This window comes from Streptomyces griseorubiginosus, assembly GCF_017614965.1.
Classification (GTDB): Bacteria; Actinomycetota; Actinomycetes; order Streptomycetales; family Streptomycetaceae; genus Streptomyces; species Streptomyces griseorubiginosus_B.
In genome coordinates, this window is the sequence record NZ_WVUG01000104.1 from 1 (window position 1) to 20,547 (window position 20,547).

18 protein-coding genes and 2 pseudogenes are annotated in these 20,547 nt (G+C 69.4%); 12 read left to right on the top strand and 8 right to left on the bottom strand.

Translation table 11 applies throughout. The features are described from left to right. Nucleotides 1-503: 503 nt before the first annotated feature. Both GRC12_RS45680 and GRC12_RS20455 read left to right on the top strand, forming a co-directional pair. A pseudogene (locus GRC12_RS45680) lies at nt 504-634 on the top strand (IS30 family transposase); the annotation flags it as partial. A 32-nt stretch (nt 635-666) separates the two neighbouring features. Then, entirely contained in the window at nt 667-1,191 is a 525-nt protein-coding gene (locus GRC12_RS20455) for a hypothetical protein (protein WP_208780757.1), read from the top strand. 799 nt (nt 1,192-1,990) lie between these two features. Here the strand turns inward: GRC12_RS20455 and GRC12_RS20460 are convergent. From GRC12_RS20460 to GRC12_RS20490, 7 genes and pseudogenes are all read right to left on the bottom strand, one after another. Beyond that, on the bottom strand, nt 1,991-2,269 hold the full coding sequence (locus GRC12_RS20460) for an Atu4866 domain-containing protein (protein WP_208780758.1): 279 nt from the start codon (nt 2,267-2,269) through the stop codon (nt 1,991-1,993). 325 nt (nt 2,270-2,594) lie between these two features. Continuing rightward, nucleotides 2,595-4,103: a CoA-acylating methylmalonate-semialdehyde dehydrogenase gene (locus GRC12_RS20465; protein WP_208780759.1), complete on the bottom strand. Its 1,509-nt coding sequence runs from the start codon at nt 4,101-4,103 to the stop codon at nt 2,595-2,597. A 92-nt stretch (nt 4,104-4,195) separates the two neighbouring features. Continuing rightward, a complete protein-coding gene (locus GRC12_RS20470) occupies nt 4,196-5,149 on the bottom strand; it encodes an alpha/beta hydrolase (RefSeq protein WP_208780760.1) in 954 nt (317 codons plus the stop codon). A 45-nt stretch (nt 5,150-5,194) separates the two neighbouring features. Beyond that, nucleotides 5,195-6,484: an MFS transporter gene (locus GRC12_RS20475; protein ID WP_208780761.1), complete on the bottom strand. Its 1,290-nt coding sequence runs from the start codon at nt 6,482-6,484 to the stop codon at nt 5,195-5,197. Nucleotides 6,485-6,717: 233 nt separating this feature from the next. After that, entirely contained in the window at nt 6,718-6,951 is a 234-nt protein-coding gene (locus tag GRC12_RS20480; RefSeq protein WP_208780762.1) for a hexameric tyrosine-coordinated heme protein, read from the bottom strand. A gap of 79 nt (nt 6,952-7,030) precedes the next feature. Beyond that, nucleotides 7,031-8,083: a nitronate monooxygenase gene (locus GRC12_RS20485; protein ID WP_280117498.1), complete on the bottom strand. Its 1,053-nt coding sequence runs from the start codon at nt 8,081-8,083 to the stop codon at nt 7,031-7,033. Nucleotides 8,084-8,088: 5 nt separating this feature from the next. Continuing rightward, nucleotides 8,089-9,278: pseudogene (locus GRC12_RS20490) on the bottom strand (YbfB/YjiJ family MFS transporter). A 132-nt stretch (nt 9,279-9,410) separates the two neighbouring features. Between GRC12_RS20490 and GRC12_RS20495 the strand changes: the two are divergent. The 10 genes from GRC12_RS20495 (at nt 9,411) to GRC12_RS20540 (ending at nt 19,870) form a co-directional block, all read left to right on the top strand. After that, entirely contained in the window at nt 9,411-10,265 is an 855-nt protein-coding gene (locus GRC12_RS20495) for a LysR family transcriptional regulator (RefSeq protein WP_208780764.1), read from the top strand. A 93-nt stretch (nt 10,266-10,358) separates the two neighbouring features. Further along, the gene (locus tag GRC12_RS20500) at nt 10,359-11,174 is read left to right on the top strand and encodes an MBL fold metallo-hydrolase (RefSeq protein WP_208780765.1); all 816 of its coding nucleotides are present in this window, start codon (nt 10,359-10,361) and stop codon (nt 11,172-11,174) included. A gap of 50 nt (nt 11,175-11,224) precedes the next feature. Beyond that, complete coding sequence (locus GRC12_RS20505) at nt 11,225-11,629, top strand: tautomerase family protein (protein ID WP_208780766.1); 405 nt, start codon at nt 11,225-11,227, stop codon at nt 11,627-11,629. Nucleotides 11,630-11,692: 63 nt separating this feature from the next. After that, nucleotides 11,693-12,604 (top strand): LysR family transcriptional regulator, encoded by a 912-nt coding sequence (locus tag GRC12_RS20510; protein ID WP_208780767.1) that lies wholly within the window; start codon nt 11,693-11,695, stop codon nt 12,602-12,604. A gap of 571 nt (nt 12,605-13,175) precedes the next feature. Further along, entirely contained in the window at nt 13,176-14,162 is a 987-nt protein-coding gene (locus GRC12_RS20515; protein ID WP_208780768.1) for an NAD(P)H-dependent flavin oxidoreductase, read from the top strand. A gap of 121 nt (nt 14,163-14,283) precedes the next feature. After that, nucleotides 14,284-15,666 carry an MFS transporter gene (locus tag GRC12_RS20520; RefSeq protein ID WP_208780769.1) on the top strand — a complete coding sequence of 461 codons (1,383 nt, stop codon included), beginning with the start codon at nt 14,284-14,286 and terminating at the stop codon, nt 15,664-15,666. A gap of 162 nt (nt 15,667-15,828) precedes the next feature. Beyond that, nucleotides 15,829-16,848, top strand: coding sequence for a sugar ABC transporter substrate-binding protein (locus GRC12_RS20525; RefSeq protein WP_208780770.1), 1,020 nt, complete (start codon nt 15,829-15,831; stop codon nt 16,846-16,848). A 39-nt stretch (nt 16,849-16,887) separates the two neighbouring features. Then, nucleotides 16,888-17,928 (top strand): ABC transporter permease, encoded by a 1,041-nt coding sequence (locus GRC12_RS20530; RefSeq protein ID WP_208780771.1) that lies wholly within the window; start codon nt 16,888-16,890, stop codon nt 17,926-17,928. A gap of 5 nt (nt 17,929-17,933) precedes the next feature. After that, nucleotides 17,934-18,722: an ATP-binding cassette domain-containing protein gene (locus GRC12_RS20535; RefSeq protein ID WP_244373423.1), complete on the top strand. Its 789-nt coding sequence runs from the start codon at nt 17,934-17,936 to the stop codon at nt 18,720-18,722. Then, on the top strand, nt 18,719-19,870 hold the full coding sequence (locus tag GRC12_RS20540) for a serine hydrolase domain-containing protein (protein WP_208780773.1): 1,152 nt from the start codon (nt 18,719-18,721) through the stop codon (nt 19,868-19,870). Before GRC12_RS20535 ends, GRC12_RS20540 begins: the two co-directional genes overlap by 4 nt. Nucleotides 19,871-19,890: 20 nt before the next feature. Here the strand turns inward: GRC12_RS20540 and GRC12_RS20545 are convergent, their stop codons facing one another. Continuing rightward, nucleotides 19,891-20,475, bottom strand: a complete 585-nt coding sequence (locus GRC12_RS20545) for a helix-turn-helix domain-containing protein (protein WP_208780774.1) — start codon at nt 20,473-20,475, stop codon at nt 19,891-19,893. Nucleotides 20,476-20,547 lie beyond the last annotated feature (72 nt).

Here is a 20,547-nt window from a genome sequence, read left to right on the forward strand (position 1 = left end):
ACCACCGACGGCATCCACGACCTCCCAAGCAGCGACAGCACGACAGGCCACAACTCCCACGGGATCGTCGACCCTATGCCCGAACAGCGGAAACGCAGCCCTCAAGCCCGGAAAGACAACAACGTCTAAGTTGATGCCTTCGGTGCGTCCGTTGGGGTGAGGGACGTAACGCCGGCGCGGGCAGCGGCGGGTCGAGTTCCAGGCCACGGACAAAGGCGTGCAGGTTGAGAACGCCGGCGGCCCGGACAGCGGTGATCCAATGAGTGAGCCTGACGGCCCTGTCGGTAGCGGGGCCAGTGGAGCTGGCGAACTGCCCGGCGGGGCTTGTCCCGCAGATTGGCAGGGCGAGTGCGCAGAAGACGGGCCAAGCGGCGCGGTGTGAGGATGGGAAGGATGCGGTGGATGCCGATGCAGACCTACTTGCCCGCGCGTTCGTGAGCGAAGTGGTCGGCCACTGCCCTTGACACTCAACCTGGAGGACGAGCAGCTCACCGTATGTCGCGGACCTCGCGCCCTACTTCACGGACGGGATCTTCTTCGCACGTCCCAGCAGCCCTTGGGAGCGAGGGACGAACGAGAACCCGAACGGCTTGACCGACAGTACCCTCCCAAACGCGCCAACTTGTCGGTGCACAACGGCGTACCGCCCTGTCGCATTATGAGATCGTGCGTACTCACCTTTCGTACCAGCCCAAGGACGAGCGGCAGGCTGCGTCCCTCGCCTCCGCGCTCACGCGGGCCGGCGCCGATGTCGTGCCCGATGCCCACGCCGACGCGGCCGGGACCGACGCCGTCGTCCTGCTGTGGTCCTACGCCGCCAAGGCCGCCTGGGGCGCCGCCCAGGCGGAAAGCGAACGCGTCATACCCGTCCGCCTCGACAACTGCCCCCTGCCACCGCCGCTGAACCAACTGCCCCAGGTACGCCTTGCCGCAGGCGTGACGGACGCAGCAGCGGCCGCGATCGTACGCCTCGCCCTGACCGACACGCCCTCCGGCGGCCAGCACCCCGAACCAGAACACCCTCTGGTCATCAGCGACTTCGGCTCCCTGGGCCAGTACGAGACGTGCCCGCGGTGCGGTGTCAGCAGTGACCGGCTGCGCCGCTACGTCACCGTCGACCACCACAACGACCGTGCCCTGCGCCTCGTCATCTGCGGTGCGTGCGGCTGGCAGGAATACGGCGACCTCTGACCAACCCACACCGGCCCAACCCGAACCAGGCAACTTACGGAGCCCACACGGCATCTCGCCCACTGCATGCCTTGGGCATCGTCGACGCCGTCGACCGCGACGTAGGCGGTGGCGCCGCCTGAGTAGGCGGCGCCACCGGAGGCTTTCTCAGACGGCAGGGCAAGCGGCCTTGACGGTCTGCGCCGGGAGGTGGGTGAGGTTGCGAGCGGATCCCAGCGGTTCGACAACCTGGCCCGCATGGTCTTCCTGGACCGCGCTGGGCCTACCTTCTACCGGGGCTGGGACAAGGCCGCGAACTCGTCGTTGACACGCTCTCCGCGAAAAGCCCCGAATTCGCCGATTTGGCCAGCGCCACCGCGGCTGACTTCGCCGAACTCCGGTCCCGCTCCGGCGCGAGGGAGATCCGTACAGGTGGTGCAGGGAGAATCCGGCCGGGCTCTCAGCGACAGCCGGCTTCCTATGTGACGGGTACGGAACGGGCCCTCTACCACCAAAGAGAATCGGCCCCGCCACCTGCGGGAGCAGATGACACCGCCCGTCGCTCGGGATCGTAGAGACCACAGACCGCAGACCGCGGTGGCGGGGAAAGGCTTGGGCCCGGGCCGGCCCGGCGGTGGAACGGCCGATGATCTCGCCGACATTCACGTCGGCGGGGTGCTCGACAGCAATGGCGATCCCACCGCGCCGGATGAGGCCGGGATGGCACGCCCTTCGGATGGTTCGATCTTGAACGAGAATAGCCCGCCAGCAATCTGACGGACCCTTCTCGGCGGTTCTGAGCCGGAATCTCTGTTTGGCCTCACTGCCGGGCGCGCTCGTCGCCCTCGCGGTAGAGCACCAGATGCTCGTGGAAGAGAATACCGTCGCGGATGTCGCCGGTGGCGGTGAAGCCGAGGTCGTCGACGTAGTCGATGTGGTTACCGGTGACGGTGTAGCGGCCGGTATAGGCGCTCTGGCGGTTTCCGCGGGCCTCGTCGTAGCGGCCGTTCGGCAGCAGTTCCTGGCGGATGTATCCGTCCGCGGTCACCCACATCCCGACGTACGGGTGAGGGTCGCGGGGCGTGTCGTTGGTGGCCATGGCTCCATGGTTGGTCTGGCAGCCGATGGCAACCAGGTCGCCGTCCCCCCAGGTGCGGGCTTCCTGGGGGCGGCGCACCCACGATCGCGAGTGGAACGGCGCAGCGACATCAGGCTGCCGGCAGAGACGATCCTCCCAGGCCCCTGCCAGAGCAGCGGGCCGACCATGGGTGCCGCGCAGCCGGGCATACGGCGGCCTGGTTCGAGCGGATTCGCGGATTTCCTGGGTGGGCCCGGCTGGTTCATGCGGGATTCTCCGTGTGAGTCTCGCGAAACCCCCACCTATGTCGCTCGTTCGGACGGCGACACCGGTGGCGCGTGACGTCTCAGCTGTGGGTCGGCATCGCGAAGTCCGCGCGTACCTGGCTGTCGTTGGGCCAGCGGGTGGTGGCGGTCTTGTAGCGGGTGTAGAAGCGCACGCCTTCGGGGCCGTGGATGTGGTGGTCGCCGAACAGGGACCGCTTCCAGCCGCCGAAGGAATGGAAGGCCATGGGCACCGGGATGGGCACGTTGACGCCGACCATGCCTGCCTTGACCTTGGCCAGGTAGGTGCGGGCCGTGTGTCCGTCGGCGGTGAAAATCGCCGTGCCGTTGCCGAACTCGTGGTCGTTGACCAGCTTCAGCGCCTCGGTGAAGGACTGGGCGCGCACCATGGAGAGCACCGGGCCGAAGATCTCCTCCCGGTAGATCCGCATGTCCGGGGTGACGTGGTCGAAGAGGGAGCCGCCGAGGAAGTAGCCGCCCTCGTGTCCGGGGAGCGCGGTCTGGCGGCCGTCGACGACCAGCTCGGCGCCTTCCTCGGTGCCCACGTCGAGGTAGCCGGCCACCTTGTCCCGGTGTGCCTTGGTGACCAGGGGGCCCATCTGGACTTCGTCCTCGGTACCGGGGCCGATCTTGAGGTCGCCGAGGGCGGCGACGATGTGCTCGCGCAGGGCGTTGGCGGTGTCCTCGCCGACGGGGAGGACGACCGAGATCGCCATGCACCGCTCCCCCGCCGAGCCGTAGGCGGCGCCCATCAGCGCGGCAACGGCCTGGTCGAGGTCGGCGTCGGGCATGACGACCATGTGGTTCTTGGCGCCGCCGAGAGCCTGGACGCGCTTGCCGTTGGCCGTGGCCGTCTGGTGGACGTACTCGGCGATGGGCGTGGAGCCGACGAAGCTGACGGCCTCAATGTCGTCGTGCGCGAGGAGGGCGTCCACCGCGGTCTTGTCGCCGTGTACGACGTTGAACACGCCCTTGGGCAGTCCGGCCTCGGTGAGCAGCTTGGCGAGCTCGACGCTGAGGGTGGGGTCCTTCTCCGAGGGCTTCATCACGAAGGTGTTGCCACAGGCGAGCGCGACGGGGAACATCCACATCGGCACCATGGCGGGGAAGTTGAACGGCGAGATGCCCGCGACCACCCCGAGCGGCTGGCGCAGGGACACGGCGTCCACCGCGCGGGCGACGTTCTCGGAGAACTCGCCCTTCAGTTGCTGCGGGATGCCGCAGGCGAACTCGACGACTTCGAGGCCGCGGATGATCTCGCCCTTGGCGTCGTCCAGCGCCTTGCCGTGCTCGGAGGTGATGATCGCGGCCAGCCGGTCCGCCTCTCGCTCCACCAGGTCGCGGAAGCGGAACAGAATGCGGGCCCGGATGTGCGGCGGGGTGAGGGACCAGGTCTCGAACGCCTCGGCGGCGGCCCGCACCGCCGCCTCCACATCCGTGGCGGTTGCCAGGGCGACGAGGCCGGTGACCTGGCCGGTCGCCGGGTTGTAGACCTCACTGCGGTCCTGGGCCGCGCGGTCGTCGAGGCGGCCGTCGATGTAGTGGTCGATGTGCGTTGCTGTGGTGGTCATGTGGGCTCCTCAGAGAGATGGGAACGCTGTGGGGCGTGGGCATCGCGACCGCCGGGAGGTTGGAGACGAGGCTCCGCCCGGCCGTCGTACGGTCACCGATTCGCGTCGCGCAACCGCGAGTTGGCTCTCCGCAGTGCCGCCGTCGACGCCTCCTGCCATGCCCTCGCCGAGGCCAGCTGCCCGGTCATGGACGGGGACATGTGGACGTGCCCCTCCCCCAGGTAGAGCTCGGCGGAGACGTCCGCGTCGGCCAGTCGCTGTGCGTACCACTCGCCGTCCCCGCGGAGTACGTCGTACTCGGCCACGGCGATGTACGCCGGAGGTAGCCCCGTGAGGTCTGCGGCCAGCAGGGGCGAGGCGATCGGGTCATCGGCTGTGCCGCTGTCCCCGAGATAGAGCGCGCAGAAGGTGCGTACGTCCGTCATGGACAGGGGCAATTCGTCGCCCTCTTCCCTGGGGCGGCTGTGGGTCAGGTCCAGGACGGGCACTTCCAGGAGCTGATGGGCGATGTCGTTCCGGCCCTGGTCGCGCAGCAGGAGCGTCGCCCCGGCGGCGATGTTGGCGCCCGACGACTGGCCGCCGACGGTGATCGCGCCGGGCAGTGCGCCGATCTCGCCGCTGTTGTCGGTGATCCAGTTGATGACCGATATGACGTCGTGCACGGGCGCCGGAAAGGGGTGCTCGGGTGCCTTGCGGTAGTCGACGGAGATCACGATGCAGTCGCCGTGCACGCTGCGGTGGCGGCTGACGGCCTCCGAGTCCTTCGAGAACGCGCTGTTGATCACCCATCCTCCACCGTGCAGGAAGATGTGGACCGGATGGGGTCCTGGGGTGGCCGGCCGGTAGAGGATCGCTCGCACGCTCGCGCCGGCCGAGTCGATGCTCAGCACCCGGCGCTCGGCGACGCTCGGACCGGGGCGACCGAAGGTGGCGAACGCCTTGTCGTTGCTCTGGTTCGTCTGCGCCCGGAAGAGCTCCGGGTCTTCGATGACCTTCGGAGGGTGCCCGAAGGGCAGGAACGGCTGCAGGTCCGGGTCGATCGGCATGTGTGTCCTAGAGGGTGCGTGAAGGGGGTGCGCGGAGGTGGGCCGTCAGCGGACGCGCCGTACCGGCAGGATCGCGAGGCCGCCGAGGATGGCGACAGCACCGGCCGCGGCGAACAGCGTCGAATAGGATCCGCCGCCCAGCAGGAGGACGAACGGGGCCGCCGCGGGAGCGAGAGCGTTGGCGAGCGTGCTGGACATGTTGAAGACCGCCATGTCCTTGCCCGCGTTGGCCGGGTCTGGAAGGACGTCGGTGACCAGTGCGAGGTCGACGGCGAGGAATGCCCCGTAGCCGATGCCCGCGACGGCCATCGCGACCAGGTAACCGTCGAACCCTGTGACCAGCGACGCGATGATCAGCGCGACGCCGTATATCGCCGCGGAGGCCAGCACGAAGGCCTTTCGGCGGCCGAGGCGGTCCGAGAGCTTTCCGCCGGTGACGCTGGTGAGGATCGTGGTGATCGACAGTACGAGACTCGCGACGAAGATCTGGCGTGGCACTTCGTTCTGGCTGGATCCGAGGTGGTTGAGCAGGAAGAACGCCTGGTAGGTGGTGAGGAAGCCGTAACCGATCACGAAGAGGAGGCGGCCCAGCCAGACCCATGCGAAGTCGGGGTGGCGGACAGGGTTGACCCAGAAGGTCCCGGCGATCTCGCGCAACGACAGTTTCGGCCGGGGCGCGTCCTTGGGGAGCCGGCGGTCCTTGACCAGGGCGATGAAGGCCAGGACGCTCACGGCCGCGATGAGCGGCGGCAGCAGGAACATCAGCAGCGTGTCGGTGGCGACGGCCTGGACGATGAACGTGCCTCCGATCACGGCCACCGGGAGGGTCAGACCGACCAGACCCGACACCAGACCCCGCTGCTGCACCGGCACCCGGTCGGCGATGACCGCGAGCAGCGGGGTGCCGATCAGGTTCGCCGCGACGCTGTACAGCGCGAACGCGGCGAGCAGCACGGGCACGTTGGGGGCGATTCCCATCACCGCTCCGAGCGCGACGACTCCGGCCGCGCCAGCGAGGAGGTAGGGACGGCGCATGCCGATGCGTGCCGTCGTCCGGTCGCTCAGCCGCCCCACGACCGGCATCAGGAGGAGGGGCAGCAGGACTCCGACGCCGACGATGGCACTCAAGGTGCTCGCGGCGTCCTTGGAGCCGACCAGTGTCTGGACCTTGAGTGCGAGGGAGACCGTGCCGGGTGTCAGGCAGGCGATCCAGAATCCGGCGTAGGCGAACGCGAACGCGAAGATGAATGACTTCCCCACCAGGAGGTGCTCGTTGTCGGACGGCGCTGTGAGGGGCTCGGCCAGCGGCTGCGGCGAGAGGGGGGACGCAGTCATGTAGTGCCAATCTTCGTTCTCGCACTGAGAGGCGTAAGGGACGGGGGTTGGGTGTCTGCCCCGGGGGCTGTGGTCGGGGGCGCGCGCATTGCGGCGACTGTAGGCTCGCCGAGATTTCAGATCCAACGATTGGTTGTGATGGCGGCCATCGCTGGCAGAGAACCTCCGAGGTGGGATCCACCCAGGCGGCCTACAGCCTCGGCGCGCACGTGGCGCGGACCTCCGGCGCTCGGTCAGCGCCAGTAGTCGTTCGCCGCCGCGATCGTCGCGAACTCCACCGCGACCACGTGGGCGATGGAGATGAGCGAGTCCGCGTCCTGTGCGTACTCCGGGCGCAACCGCTCGCGCACCGCGCCGTCGGGCTGCGTGGCCTTGATGACGAGCCGGGCCATCTTGAGGGCGAGCTCGCGGCCCTCCTGGGCGGAAGCGGTGATCAGGGTGTTGCCGGGGACCAGTTCACTGGTCATGTCATACCTCCGTGATGGTGACGGTTTTTGTGGATCATCCCGAGGCGGGGCACACGGCACGGTGGGCCCGTCCCGGGACTCATAGGTGTTCAGCCAGCCGCGCGAAGGTGGCGGCGGCGGACTCGGCCTTCGCCTGCCGGTGCCCGGTCCCGGCCCACAGGTGGATCAGCTGTGTGTCGGCGGCGGCGGCGGCCGCCTTGCGCAGTGGACCGGTGAGGTGGTGGAGGGCGGGGTAGCCGCCCGGGGCGACCGGGTCGTATCGGTCGGTGAAGTGGTTGCGCAGGGCGCGCGCGGGTCGCCCGGTGAAAGCGCGGGTGACCACAGTGGTGGGGAAGGCCGGGTCGACCAGGGCCGCCTTGTGCGGTGCGGACGCGCCGCTCTCGTGCGTGCGCAGCAGGACGGTGCCCACCATGGCGGCTTGGGCTCCCGCACCCAGCGCGCCTTTCACGTCGGCGGCGGTGGTGATTCCGCCGGTGGCGATGAGAGGCAGGGCGACGGCGCGGCGGACATCGGAGATCAAGTCGGGCAGCGAGATCTGTTCAGGGAGCCGCTCGGGGGTGAGCGTGGCCGAGTGTCCGCCGGCGGCCGGTGCCTGCACGATGAGGGCGTCGACACCGGCGTCAGCCGCTCGACGTGCCTCGGTGGCCGACGTGACGCACTGCAGAACGGTGCTCCCGGCCCTGCGCAGGGCGCTGACGACCCCGCGGTCCGGGATGCCGAAGGTGAACGACACCCAGGGGACGGGGGAAGCGGTGAGGAGGTCGATCTTGTCCGTCCAGTGGTCGTCGTCCTCGACAGGCTCCTCGGGCAGCGTGAGGCCGTAGTGGTCGGCCTCCGTCTGCATCTTGCGCGCGTAGCGCCGGTACTCCTCCCGGGAGACGGGGAGCCGGTTGGGGACGAACAGGTTGACGCCGAAGGGGACGCCTTCCACGCGGGTGGTGTGGATCTGCCCGGCGAGTGCCTGTGCGGTCTTGTACCCGCCGGCCAGGAAGCCCAGGCCGCCTGTCCGGGCGGCGGCGGTGACCAGTGCGGGGGTGCTGGGTCCTCCGGCCATCGGCGCCGCGATGAGAGGAAGGTCTGCTCCGAGGTCGGAGAGCAGGGTGGTGCTCATGGCAACTCCTTGGGCAGGCAAGGGCGTCAGGCAGCCTGGGCCACGGGGCCGAGTTGGTGTGGGAAGCGGATGCAGACGGCGGCCGCCGCGACAGCGGAGACGACGACCAGCGCGCTGCCCAGCAGGAGCGCCTGGTGGTAGCCGTGGCTCAGCAGCGGGGCGGCGAGCAGCGGACCGAGGATCTGGCCGACGCTGTATCCGGCCGTCAACAGGGCCACGGAGCGCGGTACTTGAAGGTGAGCGCCGATGGACAGGGTGATCGTGCAGACGCCCATGAAGGTGGCGCCGAACAGCACGGCGGACACGAGTGCGGGTGTGGCACCGCCCAGCAGCGCCGGCAGGGCGATGCCGACGGCCTGGATGGTCAGTGAGGTGAGCAGCAGGGCCGGCCGGGACCAGCGGCCGGCCAGCCGGGTCCACAGCGCGCACGAGGGCACTGCGGCGAGGCCGACCACGATCCAGGCCCCGGAGCCGAGACGGCCCGGAACGCCCTGCTGGATCGCGGCGACGAGGAAGGTGCCGGCGATGATGTAGCCGATGCCCTCGAAGGTGTAGCTGGTGAGCAGAGCCACGAACCAGCGGTGCGTGCGGGGTCGTTCGGTCCGGATGGCCGCCTGGGAACTCGTCGGTTCCGGCTGCGGGGACAGGGGCCAGGCCATCGCGGCGAGGAGGGCGGCCAGGGCGGCGCAGGTCCACCAGGCGGCCTGCCAGGTGGAGGCGGCCTGCACGGCGACGACCAGCAGGCCCGACAGGGCGATGCCGGCACCCACTCCGCCGAAGGCCCAGCCGACCAGGTGGTGGGCGTGCGCACGCAGGCCGGAGAGCATCGCGCTGACGGCGATCACGAAGATCAACGCGCTGGTCGCGCCCGCCACGAGGCGCAGCAGGAACCAGCCGCTGCCGTCGCGGGTGACCGGCATGAGCGCCAGCGTGCCAACCAGGACGACAAAGGAGCCACGGAGGACGGCGGTCGAGCGTACGAGGGGGCGGGTGCGGCGATGCCGGCCAGGGCGCCTGCGAGGTAGCCGATGAAGTTGGCGGTCGCCAGGTCGGCTCCGAGCGCGGAGGTGAGTCCGGCCTGGGCGTGCATGAGGGGAAGGATCGGGGTGTAGACGAACCGGCCGATTCCCTGTCCCGCGGCGAGCGCGGCCGCCGCCTGGGCCACGATCGTCCAGGGAGACGGCGTTCGCGGACGGGGCGGGGCTGATGACTGCACGGTCCTGGGCACCTTCCTGGTGGCGTTCTCTGGGCGCCCTTGACGCTAGGGACCGCCTGTCACGCTGTGAAATGCCGGTTAAGGTGCCTCTATGCATGGCGGGCATGGATGCCGGGAAGGGGCGCGCGGAGTATGGACGTCGAACTGCGTCACCTGCGGGCCTTCGCGTCGGTGGCCCGCCATCGCTCGTTCTCCCGTGCCGCCGAGGAACTGCTGATCACACAGCCGGCACTGAGCCGAACGATCGCGCAACTGGAGGGCAACCTGAGCGTCCGCCTGGTCGACCGGTCCTCGCGGCATGTCGAACTGACCGACACCGGCGCGGAGTTCCTCCTGCACGTGGAGCGGGTGCTCGCGACCCTCGATCAAGCTCTCGCCGTCGTCAGCCACCGCATCACCCTGCGGCTCGGCTTCAGCTGGCTGCTGCCCGATCCCTGGACGCAGGAGACCGTCAGCCGCTTCGAAGAGGCCACGGGAGCGACGGTCTCCCTGACCCGGACCGACGACCCCCTCCAGGCACTGCGTCAGCGCACGCTCGACATCGCGGTGGTACGGGGCGAGATCGACGCGCCAAGAGGGGCGCGAACAGTGCACCTGTTCGACGAGCCGCGCATCGCCGTATGCTCCGAGCACTCCGACCTGACCCGTTTCGACCATCTGGACTGGACGGACGTCCAGCACTGGACCCTGGTCGTCAACACCGTCAGCGGCACGACCGGACCCTGGTCATGGCCGGTGGACCAGCGCCCCGAGAGGATCATCGAAACGACCAACTACGACGAATGGCTGGAGACGGTGGCCGCAGGCCGCGGCATCGGCATCGTCCCCGAAGTCGCGCAGCGCCGATCCCCCCACCCCGCCGTGCGCTTCGTGCCTCTCACCAACGCACCGGCGAGTCCGGTCAGTCTCGTCCACTTCCCCGACGCCCGGCGAACGTTGATCCGCCGGTTCCTGGAGGCCGCGGTACCGGTCACCACCCGGCCGTGATCGAGCCCCGCGAACCGGATCTATGCCTGACACACATAGATGGGCCACGACAGGCATTTCTGCCGGACGCGGGACATCACTAGCGTCGAGGGCATGAGCGAAACCCGCACCGCAGGTCTGCCCCGACAGGAATCCGCGATCACCGTCCTGGGCGGCCCCACCGCCGTGATCGACCTCGGTGGACTGCGCATCGTCAGCGATCCGACCTTCGACGAGGCGGGCCCGCACGGGTACCTCACCAAAACGGCGGACACCGCCGTCGACGAGGACGCCGTGGGTCCGGTCGACCTCGTTCTGGTCAGCCACGACACGCATCCCGACAACCTCGACGAGCGCGGCCGCGCGTTCGCGAAGGCCGCCCCGTTGGTCCTCACCGGCCCTCTGGCCGCCGGACGGCTGGGCGCGCCGGCCGTCGGGCTCACACCGTGGTCCAGCCACTCGGTTCCCCGACCGGACGGCGGCGGCGATCTGACCGTGCTGGCGGTTCCCGCGGTCCACGGCCCCGAGGACGGCGAGCGCGACGCCGACGGGAACGTCAACTGCGAGGTCACCGGGTTCGTGCTCTCCGGGCAGGGACTGCCCACCGTGTACGTGAGTGGCGACAACGCCTCCATCCGCACGGTCGCGGAGATCTCCCGCCGGGTGCCCGACATCGACGCGGCCGTCCTGCACGTGGGAGCGGCACGCGTCCCGGCCAAGTTCGACGGGCGCCCCCTCTCACTGGACAGCCGCGCCGCCGCTGCCGCAGCGGCCGTCCTGGGTACGGACACCGTCATCCCGGCCCACTACGACGCCTGGGCCCACTTCACCGAGGGACTGGCGGAGATCGAACTGGCCTTCCACGAAGCCGGCCTGTCCTCCCTGCTGCGGGCCGCACCACACGGAACGTGGGTGCCACTCAAGCGCTGATCCGCCCTCCCCACACACGCATCAGCAACAAGACGAACGAGGAAAGACACATGCCTTTCGTACGGATCGATCTCATCCGCGGACGCCGTCCCGAGGAGCTCAGGGCCATCGCAGACGCGACGCATCAGGCGCTCCTTGATGTGCTGCACATCCCCGAGCGGGACAGGTTCCAGGTCATCACCGAGCACGACGCCGATCACGTCATCGCCCTCGACGCCGGCCTCGGCTTCGAGCGCAGCGACCGGCTGGTGATGATCCAGATCTTCACCCAGTCCGGACGTACCACCGAAGTCAAACAACGCCTCTTCCACACCGTCGCCAAACAGCTGGAGCCCCTCGGCATCAGCGGTGAGGACGTCTTCATCAGCATCGTCGAGAACGGCCCTCAGGACTGGTCGTTCGGCTTCGGCCGCGCCCAGTACACCGAGGGCGACCTGGCCGTGCCCAGCCGCTGACACCATTCGCCCTACGACCGGCCGCAGGTATGCTCCTGCCCACGGGCCCATGTGGAGGTCGACGTGGAACTCTCCGACCTGCGGATCTTCCTGGCTGTCGCGCGCACGCACGGCATCACCAAGGCCGCACAGGAACTGCACACCGTGCAGTCGAACGTCAGCGCGCGCATCCACGCGCTGGAGAAGCAGATGGGCGCCCCGCTGTTCCGTCGGCACGCGCGGGGCGTTGCGCTGACGAACGCGGGCGAACAACTGCTGCCGTACGCCGAGCGCATCAGCAGGCTCGTCGACGAGGCACAGCAGGTCATCGGTGACGAGACCGATCCGTGCGGTCCGCTGCGCATCGGGTCCATGGAGACCACGGCGGGCCTTCGACTGCCCACGGTGCTGGCGGCCTTCGCCGAGGACTGTCCCCGCGTCGACTTCTCACTGATCACCGGGCCGACCGAACAGCTGATCCGGGATGTGTTGGAATACCGGCTCGACGGCGCGCTGGTCAACGGCCCTGTGCGGCAACCCGACCTGGTGGAGACCCCGGTGTTCGAGGAGCGTCTCGTCCTCGTCACGGCGCGCCGCGTCACCGATCTCAACGCCGTCATGCGCGACCCCAAGATCCTTGTCTTCCGCAGCGGCTGCTCCTACCGCAGGCGCTTGGAGAGCATCCTGCAGGCGCGGGGCGCCGTCGGCGTTCGTTGCATGGAATTCGGAACGCTGGAGGGCATCCTCGGCTGCGTCGGTGCGGACATGGGCCTGACTCTGCTGCCCGCCGCGGTGGTCGAGCGGTACATCTCCCGCGAGCATGTGCGTGTGCACGAGCTGCCGGAGGATGAGGCTCGCGCGCAGACCGTCTTCGTCCAGCGCGTCGACGCACCGCCGTCGCCAGCTCTGGCACGGTTCCTCACACATGCACGGGCGATGCAGCAGACGCCTCCCGTCCTGCGGATGGTCGGGGGCTCCTCCGTGGCCACGGGCTAGTGTTGAACCTCGGGCGCGCCGAACTGCCCTCCACGAAGGGGCAGTTCGGGCTCTCTCCCCGGTGATCGACGGACGACGAGTGGTGGTCCGCGTGCTGGTGCGCGCACGGTGTGTCCCACACGCGGACCTCTGGCTACAAGTCAAAGCCCCAGTCGAGGAGTTGGCCGGCAGACGGGAACAATTCCGCTGCCGATATGCGCGGCGCGCCTGTCTCGCCATACGGACCCGTGCCTGCTGGTGGGCATAGCGCTGACCACCCCGGGCGTACGCCTCGCCATGATCGGCATCAACGACCTCGCTCCGCATCGACGGCACCGAAATGTGGCTGTGCAAGCGTCCGGGCGTCGGGTCCGGAGGCCACGCGCTTCCCTACTGCAATGGCTCCACCGAGGGTTCAACGCTGCGCTGATTCACCCCCCGGCCGCCTGTTGGCCATCGGAAAGTTCTCTGACGGTGATGGCAGCCATCGCAAGCAATCGTTGGATCTGAAATCTCGGCGAACCTACTGTCCCCTTAACGCCGCACCGCCCACGCACCAACGGGCGGATGCCTGGACGAAGAGGACTTCGCCTTGCTGACAACGCGCCTTACCCACGCCTTCGGAATCGAACACCCCGTCGTACTCGCCCCCATGGACCTCGTCTCCGGGGCCCGGCTCGCCACCGCGGTGACCACCGCGGGCGGACTGGGCCTGATCGGCGGCGGCTATGGCGACGGAGAGTGGCTGAAGCGGGAGTTCGCCGCCGCGGGCGACACCCGGGTCGGGTGCGGCTTCATCACCTGGAGCCTGGCCCTCCACCCCGAGCTGCTCGACATCGCCCTGGAACACCAGCCGGCCGCGGTCATGCTGTCCTTCGGTGACCCGGTGCCCTTCGCGGATCGGATCCGCGCCGCGGGCGTACCGCTGCTGTGCCAGATCCACACCCTGGAGCAAGCCCGCCAGGCCCTCGATGCCGGAGCGGACGCCGTCGTCGCGCAGGGCGGGGAGGCCGGCGGGCACGGCGTGGGAACGCGGTCGACGTTCACCCTCGTCCCCGATGTCGCGGACCTGATCGCCGACCGCGCCCCGGACACGCTCCTGCTCGCCGCGGGAGGCGTGGCAGACGGTCGCGGGCTCGCCGGCGCGCTCGCCCTCGGAGCGGACGGGGTCCTCGTCGGCACCCGCTTCTGGGCGACGGAGGAAGCCGTCGTCCCGGCCCGCGCCCACGCCCGAGCAGTGACCGCCGCCGGCGACGAGACCATCCGCACCAGCGTCTACGACATCGTGCGCAGCTACGACTGGCCCGTCGAGTACAACGGCCGCGTGCTGCGCAACCGCTTCATCGACCGCTGGCACGGGCGCGAGACGGAGCTGGCCGCACAACTGGCCGACGCGGCCGCAGAGTTCAAGGACGCCGTCTCCCAGCAGGACTTCGACATCGCGAACATGATCGTCGGCGAAGGAGTGGGCCTGGTCCACGAGATCCTGCCGGCTGGGGAAGTGGTGCGCAGGATGGCGCAGGACGCCGCCGCGCGCCTCGGCCGATGGGCTCCGCAGACCGCCGCCGTCGGCGGCTGAGCCCGGCTCTTGACGCTGCGTGTAACGCGATCGGGGCCACCGCCCCCTTGCTCGCCCTGAGTTCTTCCGCCCGTCTTCTGCACTCACGTGACACGCCGTACCGGCGTCGGGAAGGATCACCATGTCCAGTCCCCAGCCCCTGCAGACCTCTCCGAAAGAACTGCGCCGCATCATCGCCGCGTCCAGCACCGGCACGCTCATCGAGTGGTACGACTTCTTCGTCTACGGCAGTCTCGCCGTCGTCTTCTCCGGCTTCTTCTTCCCCACCGGCGAATCAAGCCTCGCGCTGCTGGTGAGTGTGGCGGCGTTCGGCACCGGCTTCGTCGTCCGCCCCCTCGGGGCCCTGTTCTTCGGCAGGCTCGGCGACCGGGTCGGCCGTAAGAAGACTTTCCTCGCCACCCTCGTCGTCATGGGCGCGGCCACCACACTCATCGGCTGTCTCCCGAAGTACGACACCATCGGTACGGCGGCCCCCGTACTGCTGGTCCTGCTGCGGTTGCTGCAGGGCTTCGCGGTGGGAGGCGAGTACGGCGGCGCAGCCACCTACGTCGCCGAGCACTCCCCCGCGGACCGCAAAGGCACCTACACGAGCTTCCTGCAGACCACGGCCACGCTCGGGCTGCTGCTGTCCATCGGTGTCGTCGTCGCCTGTCGGCTGCTGCTGGGCGAGGACGCGTTCACCGCCTGGGGCTGGCGACTGCCCTTCCTGCTCTCCGCCGTCCTCGTCGGTCTCTCCCTCAGGATGCGGCTGAAGCTGCACGAGTCGCCTGTGTTCACCCGCATGCAGGCACAGGGCACCCTCTCCAAGGCGCCCGTCCGCGAGACCCTGGGCAACCCCAAAGCCCTCGCTCTCGTCCTCGTCGTCCTGTTCGGCCTGACCTCCGGGCTGGGAGCGATCTGGTACACCAGCCAGTTCTACGCTCTGTACTTCCTGCAGAGCGTGCTGAAGGTGGACTTCCTCACCACCAACGTCTGCATGGCCGTCGCGCTGGTGCTGGGCACCCCTTCCTACCTCCTGTTCGGCCGACTGTCCGACCGGTACGGCAGGCAGCGCGTCATCGTGGCGGGCCTGGCCTTGTCGGCCGTCAGCTTCCTGCCCCTGTACGCGTGGATCCGCGAAGCCGCCGCGCACCGGTCATGGGCGCAGGTGGTCGTGGCGGTGACACTGCAGATCGTGTTCAGCGCCATGGTGTACGCGCCGACAGCCGCTTACCTGACCGAGCTGTTCCCGCCCCGGATCCGTTACACGGGGCTGTCGGTGTCGTACCACCTCGGAGCGGGTGTCTTCGGCGGGTTCATGCCGCTCATCGCGCTCTCGCTCACCGCATCGACCGGCAACCAGCTCGCCGGTGTGGCCTACCCCATCGCCGTGGCCGCCGTCTCCACCGTGGTCAGCCTGACGCTGCTGCGCGGCGGCCGGGACAACAAGCTCGTGCGTGCCGTGTGGAACCAGCTCGGCACGCCCGATCGGGCGGACTCGCCCGAGCCCGCCCCCACCGGGTGATCCAGACCAGTGCCCGCCTACCTGACGCGGCGGGCGCTGCCACGGGGTTCCGCCACCCACCCCTATGTGGCGGAACCCCGCCCCCCACCTCACAAGGACCCCCGTCGCTGTATGCCCCTCACCGCAACCACTGATCACTTATCCCGTTCAAGGAGTCCCCCCGTGCCTCGTTTCCGCAGATCCCGCATCGCCCTGATCGCGACCGTCGTCGCCACCACCGCCGTCACCGCCGCGTGTTCCAAGCGCACTGACTCCACCGGCTCGCACTCCAGCGGATCCTCCGGCCGCAAGCTCCACGTGATCGTCGTGTCCGGTCCGCTGAGCGACCCGTTCTTCGGCGCGATGAAGACCGGCGCCGACAACGCGGGCAAGGAGCTGAACGTCTCCACCGAGTACGTCAGCCCGACCTCGACCGACGCCTCCGGCCCGACGCTCGCCAGGCTCATGCAGGCGGCCATAGCGAAGAAGCCGGACGCCATCGTCGTGGGCAACTTCTTCCCCGCCGCCCAGAACCCCGAGATCAAAGCCGCGGTCAAGGCCGGTATCCCGGTGGTCGTCGTCAACTCCGGCGAGTCGGACTGGAAGCAGGACGGCGCCCTCGCCTTCGTCGGCATCGAGCCGGTGGTCGCCGGCACCAGGTCGGGCGAGCGGTCGGCCAAGCTCGGCGTGAAGAAGGGACTGTGCGTCAACACGGTCCCGGGCAACCCCGCCCTGGAGCAGCTGTGCAAGGGCTACACCGACACGCTCAAGAAGAGCGGCGGCACGGCGAGTGAACTGCGCATCCCGTACCAGGACGCGACCAACCCGACCAAGGTCACCCAGGCCATCGAGGGCGCGCTCAAGGCCGACAAGAGCATCGACGGCGTGTTCACGACGGGTTCCATCGTCGCGGAGAGTGCGCTGACCGCAGCGAACGACATCGGCCGCAAGCTGGTCATCGGCAGCGGTGACCCGTCCACCAAGGTCCTCAAGGACATCGAGGCGGGCAAGATCCAGTACGCCATGGACCAGCAGCCCTACCTCCAGACCTACTACGGCGTCCTGATCGCCAAGCAGTACGTGCAGTACCAGATCTCCCCCTCCGGCACGGTCCTCACCGGTCCCCTCGTCATCGACAAGGACAGCGCGGCCGCCGTACTGAAGATCAACGAGACGTACCAGGGCATCCGCGGTGCCGCCTGAGACGCCGCATCAGACTTCCAGTTTCAGGAGAGCGCAGTCATGACCATCGACCAAGCGGCTGCCGCACCCGCAGTGCCGGACGAGCAGAGCGAACCCCTCGGCCGTTCACTGATCGCACGCACGGCACGCCGCCCGGAGTTCGGCGCGCTCATCGGCGCCGTCGCCGTGTACGTCTTCTTCCTGGTGACCGCGTCCGGCTCGGGCTTCACCAGCGTGGACGGCACCGCGAGCTGGCTGGACACCGCAGCCGAACTGGGCGTGGTCGCCACCCCGGTCGCCCTGCTCCTCATCGCAGGCGAGTTCGACCTGTCGATCGGCTCGGTCGTCGGCGCCACCTCGGCGATCGTGGCCATCGGCAGCGGGACGTACACCATGCCCCAGTGGGCATCGATCCCCCTCGCGATCGGCTTCGGCCTGGCGGTGGGGCTGGTCAACGGCCTCGTCGCCACCCGCACCAACCTCCCCTCCTTCATCGTCACCCTGGCGAGTTCGCTGGTCGTCGGCGGCGGCGCGCTGGGCCTCAGCCGCGCCCTGTCCGGGAGCACGGCCGTGACGCTGGCACCGGAGCCGAGCGTGCAGGCGGTGTTCGGCTCCAAGGCAGGGCAGTTCCAGGTGTCCATCGTGTGGTGGCTGGCGATCACCGTCGTGGCCTGGTGGGTGTTGACCCGTACCCGCACGGGCAGCTGGATCTACGCCACCGGCGGGGCCCCCGACGTGGCCCGGGACGCCGGTGTGCCGACCGCCCGGGTCAAGGTCGGACTCTTCATGGCCACCTCCGCCGGCGCAGCGCTCGTCGGTGTCCTGCAGACGATCGCCTACAGCGGGGGCGACGTCACCCGTGGCTCCAGCTTCATCTTCGACGGCGTGATCGCCGCCGTGATCGGCGGTGTGCTCCTGCAGGGCGGCTACGGCTCCACCGTCGGCGTCCTGCTGGGCACGGCGACCTACGGCATCGTCAGCATCGGCATCTTCTACACCGGTTGGAACACCGACTACGCCCAGCTCTTCCTCGGCGCTCTGCTGCTGGTCGCGGTGATGGCGAACAACTACTTCCGCAAGCTCGCACTGAGCGGCAGGTGACCTTCATGACGACCACCACGACCGACCATTCCCTCATCGAACTCCGGGGCGTCACCCAGCGGTTCACCGGCGTGACCGCCGTCGCCGATGTCTCGCTCACCGTCCGCCCCGGCCAGGTGCTCTGTCTCCTCGGGCACAACGGCGCCGGCAAGTCCACCCTCATCAAGATCCTTTCCGGGGTGTACACACCGACCGAGGGCACCCTGTCCATCGACGGCGAACCCGTCACCCTCGGCGGCCCGCGAGACGCCCTGGACCGCGGCATCGCCACCGTCCATCAGGGCGCGGGCACGGTCCCGCTGATGAGCGTGGCCCGCAACTTCTTCCTCGGCGCCGAACCCACCAAGGGCCGCGGCCTGTTGCGCCGCTTCGACGCCGCGACGGCGGGGCGCATCGCCCTGGAGGAGATCCGGCAACTGGGCATCCGGCGCATCCGGGACGCCGACCAGTTGGTGGGCACCATGTCCGGCGGTGAGCGCCAGGCCCTCGTCATCGCCCGCGCCCTGCACTTCGGCGCCCGGGTGCTGATCCTGGACGAACCTACCTCGGCGCTCGGCGTCCGCGAGGCCGAGATCGTCCTGCAGGCCGTGGAGTCGGCGCGGGACCGCGGAGTCGCCGTCGTGCTGATCACCCATCAGGCCCACCACGCCCTGCGGGTCGGCGACCACTTCGCCGTCCTCGCCCACGGCCGGCTCGTCGCCTCCTTCGCGCGAGGCGAGATGGAGGCGGCCGAGGTCATCGACCTGATGGCGGGCGGCACGGTGATGCAGGAACTGGAGCGCAAGCAGGCATGAGCACGAGGTACCAGGCGGTGGCGACGGCATCCGGCTACACGTCGCCCCGATTCTCGGGCGTCCAGGACGCCTTCGAGAGCAATCTCCGCAACGGCGACGACCTCGGCGCGTCCGTCGCCGTCTACCACCACGGCGAGCTGGTCGTGGACCTGTGGGGCGGCGTCCGGGACACCAGCGGGACGTCGTACCCCGAGGACGCGCTGCACGTCGGGTACTCCACGACCAAGGGCGTCATGGGCCTGGTGCTCGCCGGCCTGGTCGACACGGGCGAGGTGGATCTCGATGCGCCCGTGTCGGCCTACTGGCCGGAATTCGGGGCCGGGAAGGAGGGGCTCCTGGTCCGTGAACTGGCCTCCCACCGAGCCGGCCTGCCCGCCTTCGACGAGCCGGTGACCGCAGCCGACCTCGCCGACTGGGACGGGTGCGTGCGGCGGCTGGCCCGACAGGAGCCGGCGTGGTACCCGGGCATCCGGCACGGCTACCACGCCCTGACTCTCGGCTACCTGGTCGGCGAGGTCGTACGACGCGCGAGCGGCAAGAGCGTGGGCGCCCTGCTCCGTGAGCGGTTCGCCCAGAGCGCAGACCTTCAGGCATGGATCGGTCTGCCCACCGAGCACAACCACCGTGTCGTCACATACCTGGAGGCCTCTCCCACGCCGGGAATCGGCGCCTGCCTGGCCACGGCCGCCGAGGCGCCGGGCACGCTCACCCACGCCACCTTCAACAACCCCGTCATCACAGCGGATCTCTTCAACGATCCCGCGCTGTGGCGTCCCGAGATCCCCGCCGCCAACGGTGTCTTCGACGCGAGGTCACTTGCCCGGCTCTACTCCAGCGTGGTCGACGGCCCGTTGCGGGCCATCTCCCCCAGCACTGTGGACCGGGTCCGCCGGCAGCAGGTCCACGGGCCCGATCAGGTCCTGGTCGACCAGCCCACCCGCTTCGGCACCGTCTTCGAGCTGTCGAACCCGCGTCAGCCCATGCTCGGCCCCGGCTCGTTCGGCCATGACGGCCTCGGCGGACACCTGGCCTTCGCCCACCCGGAATCCGGTATCGCGTTCGCCTTCCTCACCAACCGGGCCATCCCCGACCCCACACCGCACACCCGGCTGTGGCGCCTGCTGTCGGCGGTGACCGCGGCGCTGTGACGAGTGTGCAGTTCCTTGGGTCAGTTGGTCGACGCCGGACCGGGCGGAAGGTGCACCGTCATGATCAGATGACAGGTCTCGGTGCCGGCACCGCGGTAGGTGTGCGGGGCGTCGCCGTCGAAGGTGGCGGTCTGGCCGGCTTCGACGGTGTGCTCGCTGCCGTCGACGACCAGTGTCATCCGGCCGGAGATGACGCTGACCGTCTCCACGACCCCGGCCTGGTGGGGATGGCTGGGATAGTCCTCACCCGGCTCCAGTCGCCAACGCCACACCTCGACCGGAGCCGGCCCCGAGGTCGTCAGCACGAGCCGGGCCTCGCCACCCCGCTCGCCCGTCCACAGGGGCGCCACGGCATCGGCCGTGACGACGCGGACACGCCCTTCGGGCGAGCCCTGCATCAGGGCGGACACCGAGATGCCCAGGGTGTCGGCCAGCCGGACCAGGGTGGCCAGGTTGGGGTTGCCCTGGGCTTTCTCCAGTCCCACGAGGGCGCCCTTGCTGACCTGGGCGCGGCGGCTGAGTTCGTCCAGGGACAGGCCCGCGCGCATGCGTGCCGCCCGGACGTTGTGCGCGACCGTTCGCAGCGCTGCGGCTGTCTCCGTCACCTGGCCACCTTCCTTACCGTCGGACATTCCACTGCACCGCACGGTCGATCGGTTGTGACCTTCGGTCGATTC

Coding starts and splice junctions, on each gene's coding strand:
- GRC12_RS20460 (WP_208780758.1), bottom strand. CDS start 2,269: ATGGCCACCAACGACACGCCCCGCGACCCTCACCCGTACGTCGGGATG.
- GRC12_RS20465 (WP_208780759.1), bottom strand. CDS start 4,103: ATGACCACCACAGCAACGCACATCGACCACTACATCGACGGCCGCCTC.
- GRC12_RS20470 (WP_208780760.1), bottom strand. CDS start 5,149: ATGCCGATCGACCCGGACCTGCAGCCGTTCCTGCCCTTCGGGCACCCT.
- GRC12_RS20475 (WP_208780761.1), bottom strand. CDS start 6,484: ATGACTGCGTCCCCCCTCTCGCCGCAGCCGCTGGCCGAGCCCCTCACA.
- GRC12_RS20480 (WP_208780762.1), bottom strand. CDS start 6,951: ATGACCAGTGAACTGGTCCCCGGCAACACCCTGATCACCGCTTCCGCC.
- GRC12_RS20495 (WP_208780764.1), top strand. CDS start 9,411: ATGGACGTCGAACTGCGTCACCTGCGGGCCTTCGCGTCGGTGGCCCGC.
- GRC12_RS20500 (WP_208780765.1), top strand. CDS start 10,359: ATGAGCGAAACCCGCACCGCAGGTCTGCCCCGACAGGAATCCGCGATC.
- GRC12_RS20505 (WP_208780766.1), top strand. CDS start 11,225: ATGCCTTTCGTACGGATCGATCTCATCCGCGGACGCCGTCCCGAGGAG.
- GRC12_RS20520 (WP_208780769.1), top strand. CDS start 14,284: ATGTCCAGTCCCCAGCCCCTGCAGACCTCTCCGAAAGAACTGCGCCGC.
- GRC12_RS20530 (WP_208780771.1), top strand. CDS start 16,888: ATGACCATCGACCAAGCGGCTGCCGCACCCGCAGTGCCGGACGAGCAG.
- GRC12_RS20535 (WP_244373423.1), top strand. CDS start 17,934: ATGACGACCACCACGACCGACCATTCCCTCATCGAACTCCGGGGCGTC.
- GRC12_RS20540 (WP_208780773.1), top strand. CDS start 18,719: ATGAGCACGAGGTACCAGGCGGTGGCGACGGCATCCGGCTACACGTCG.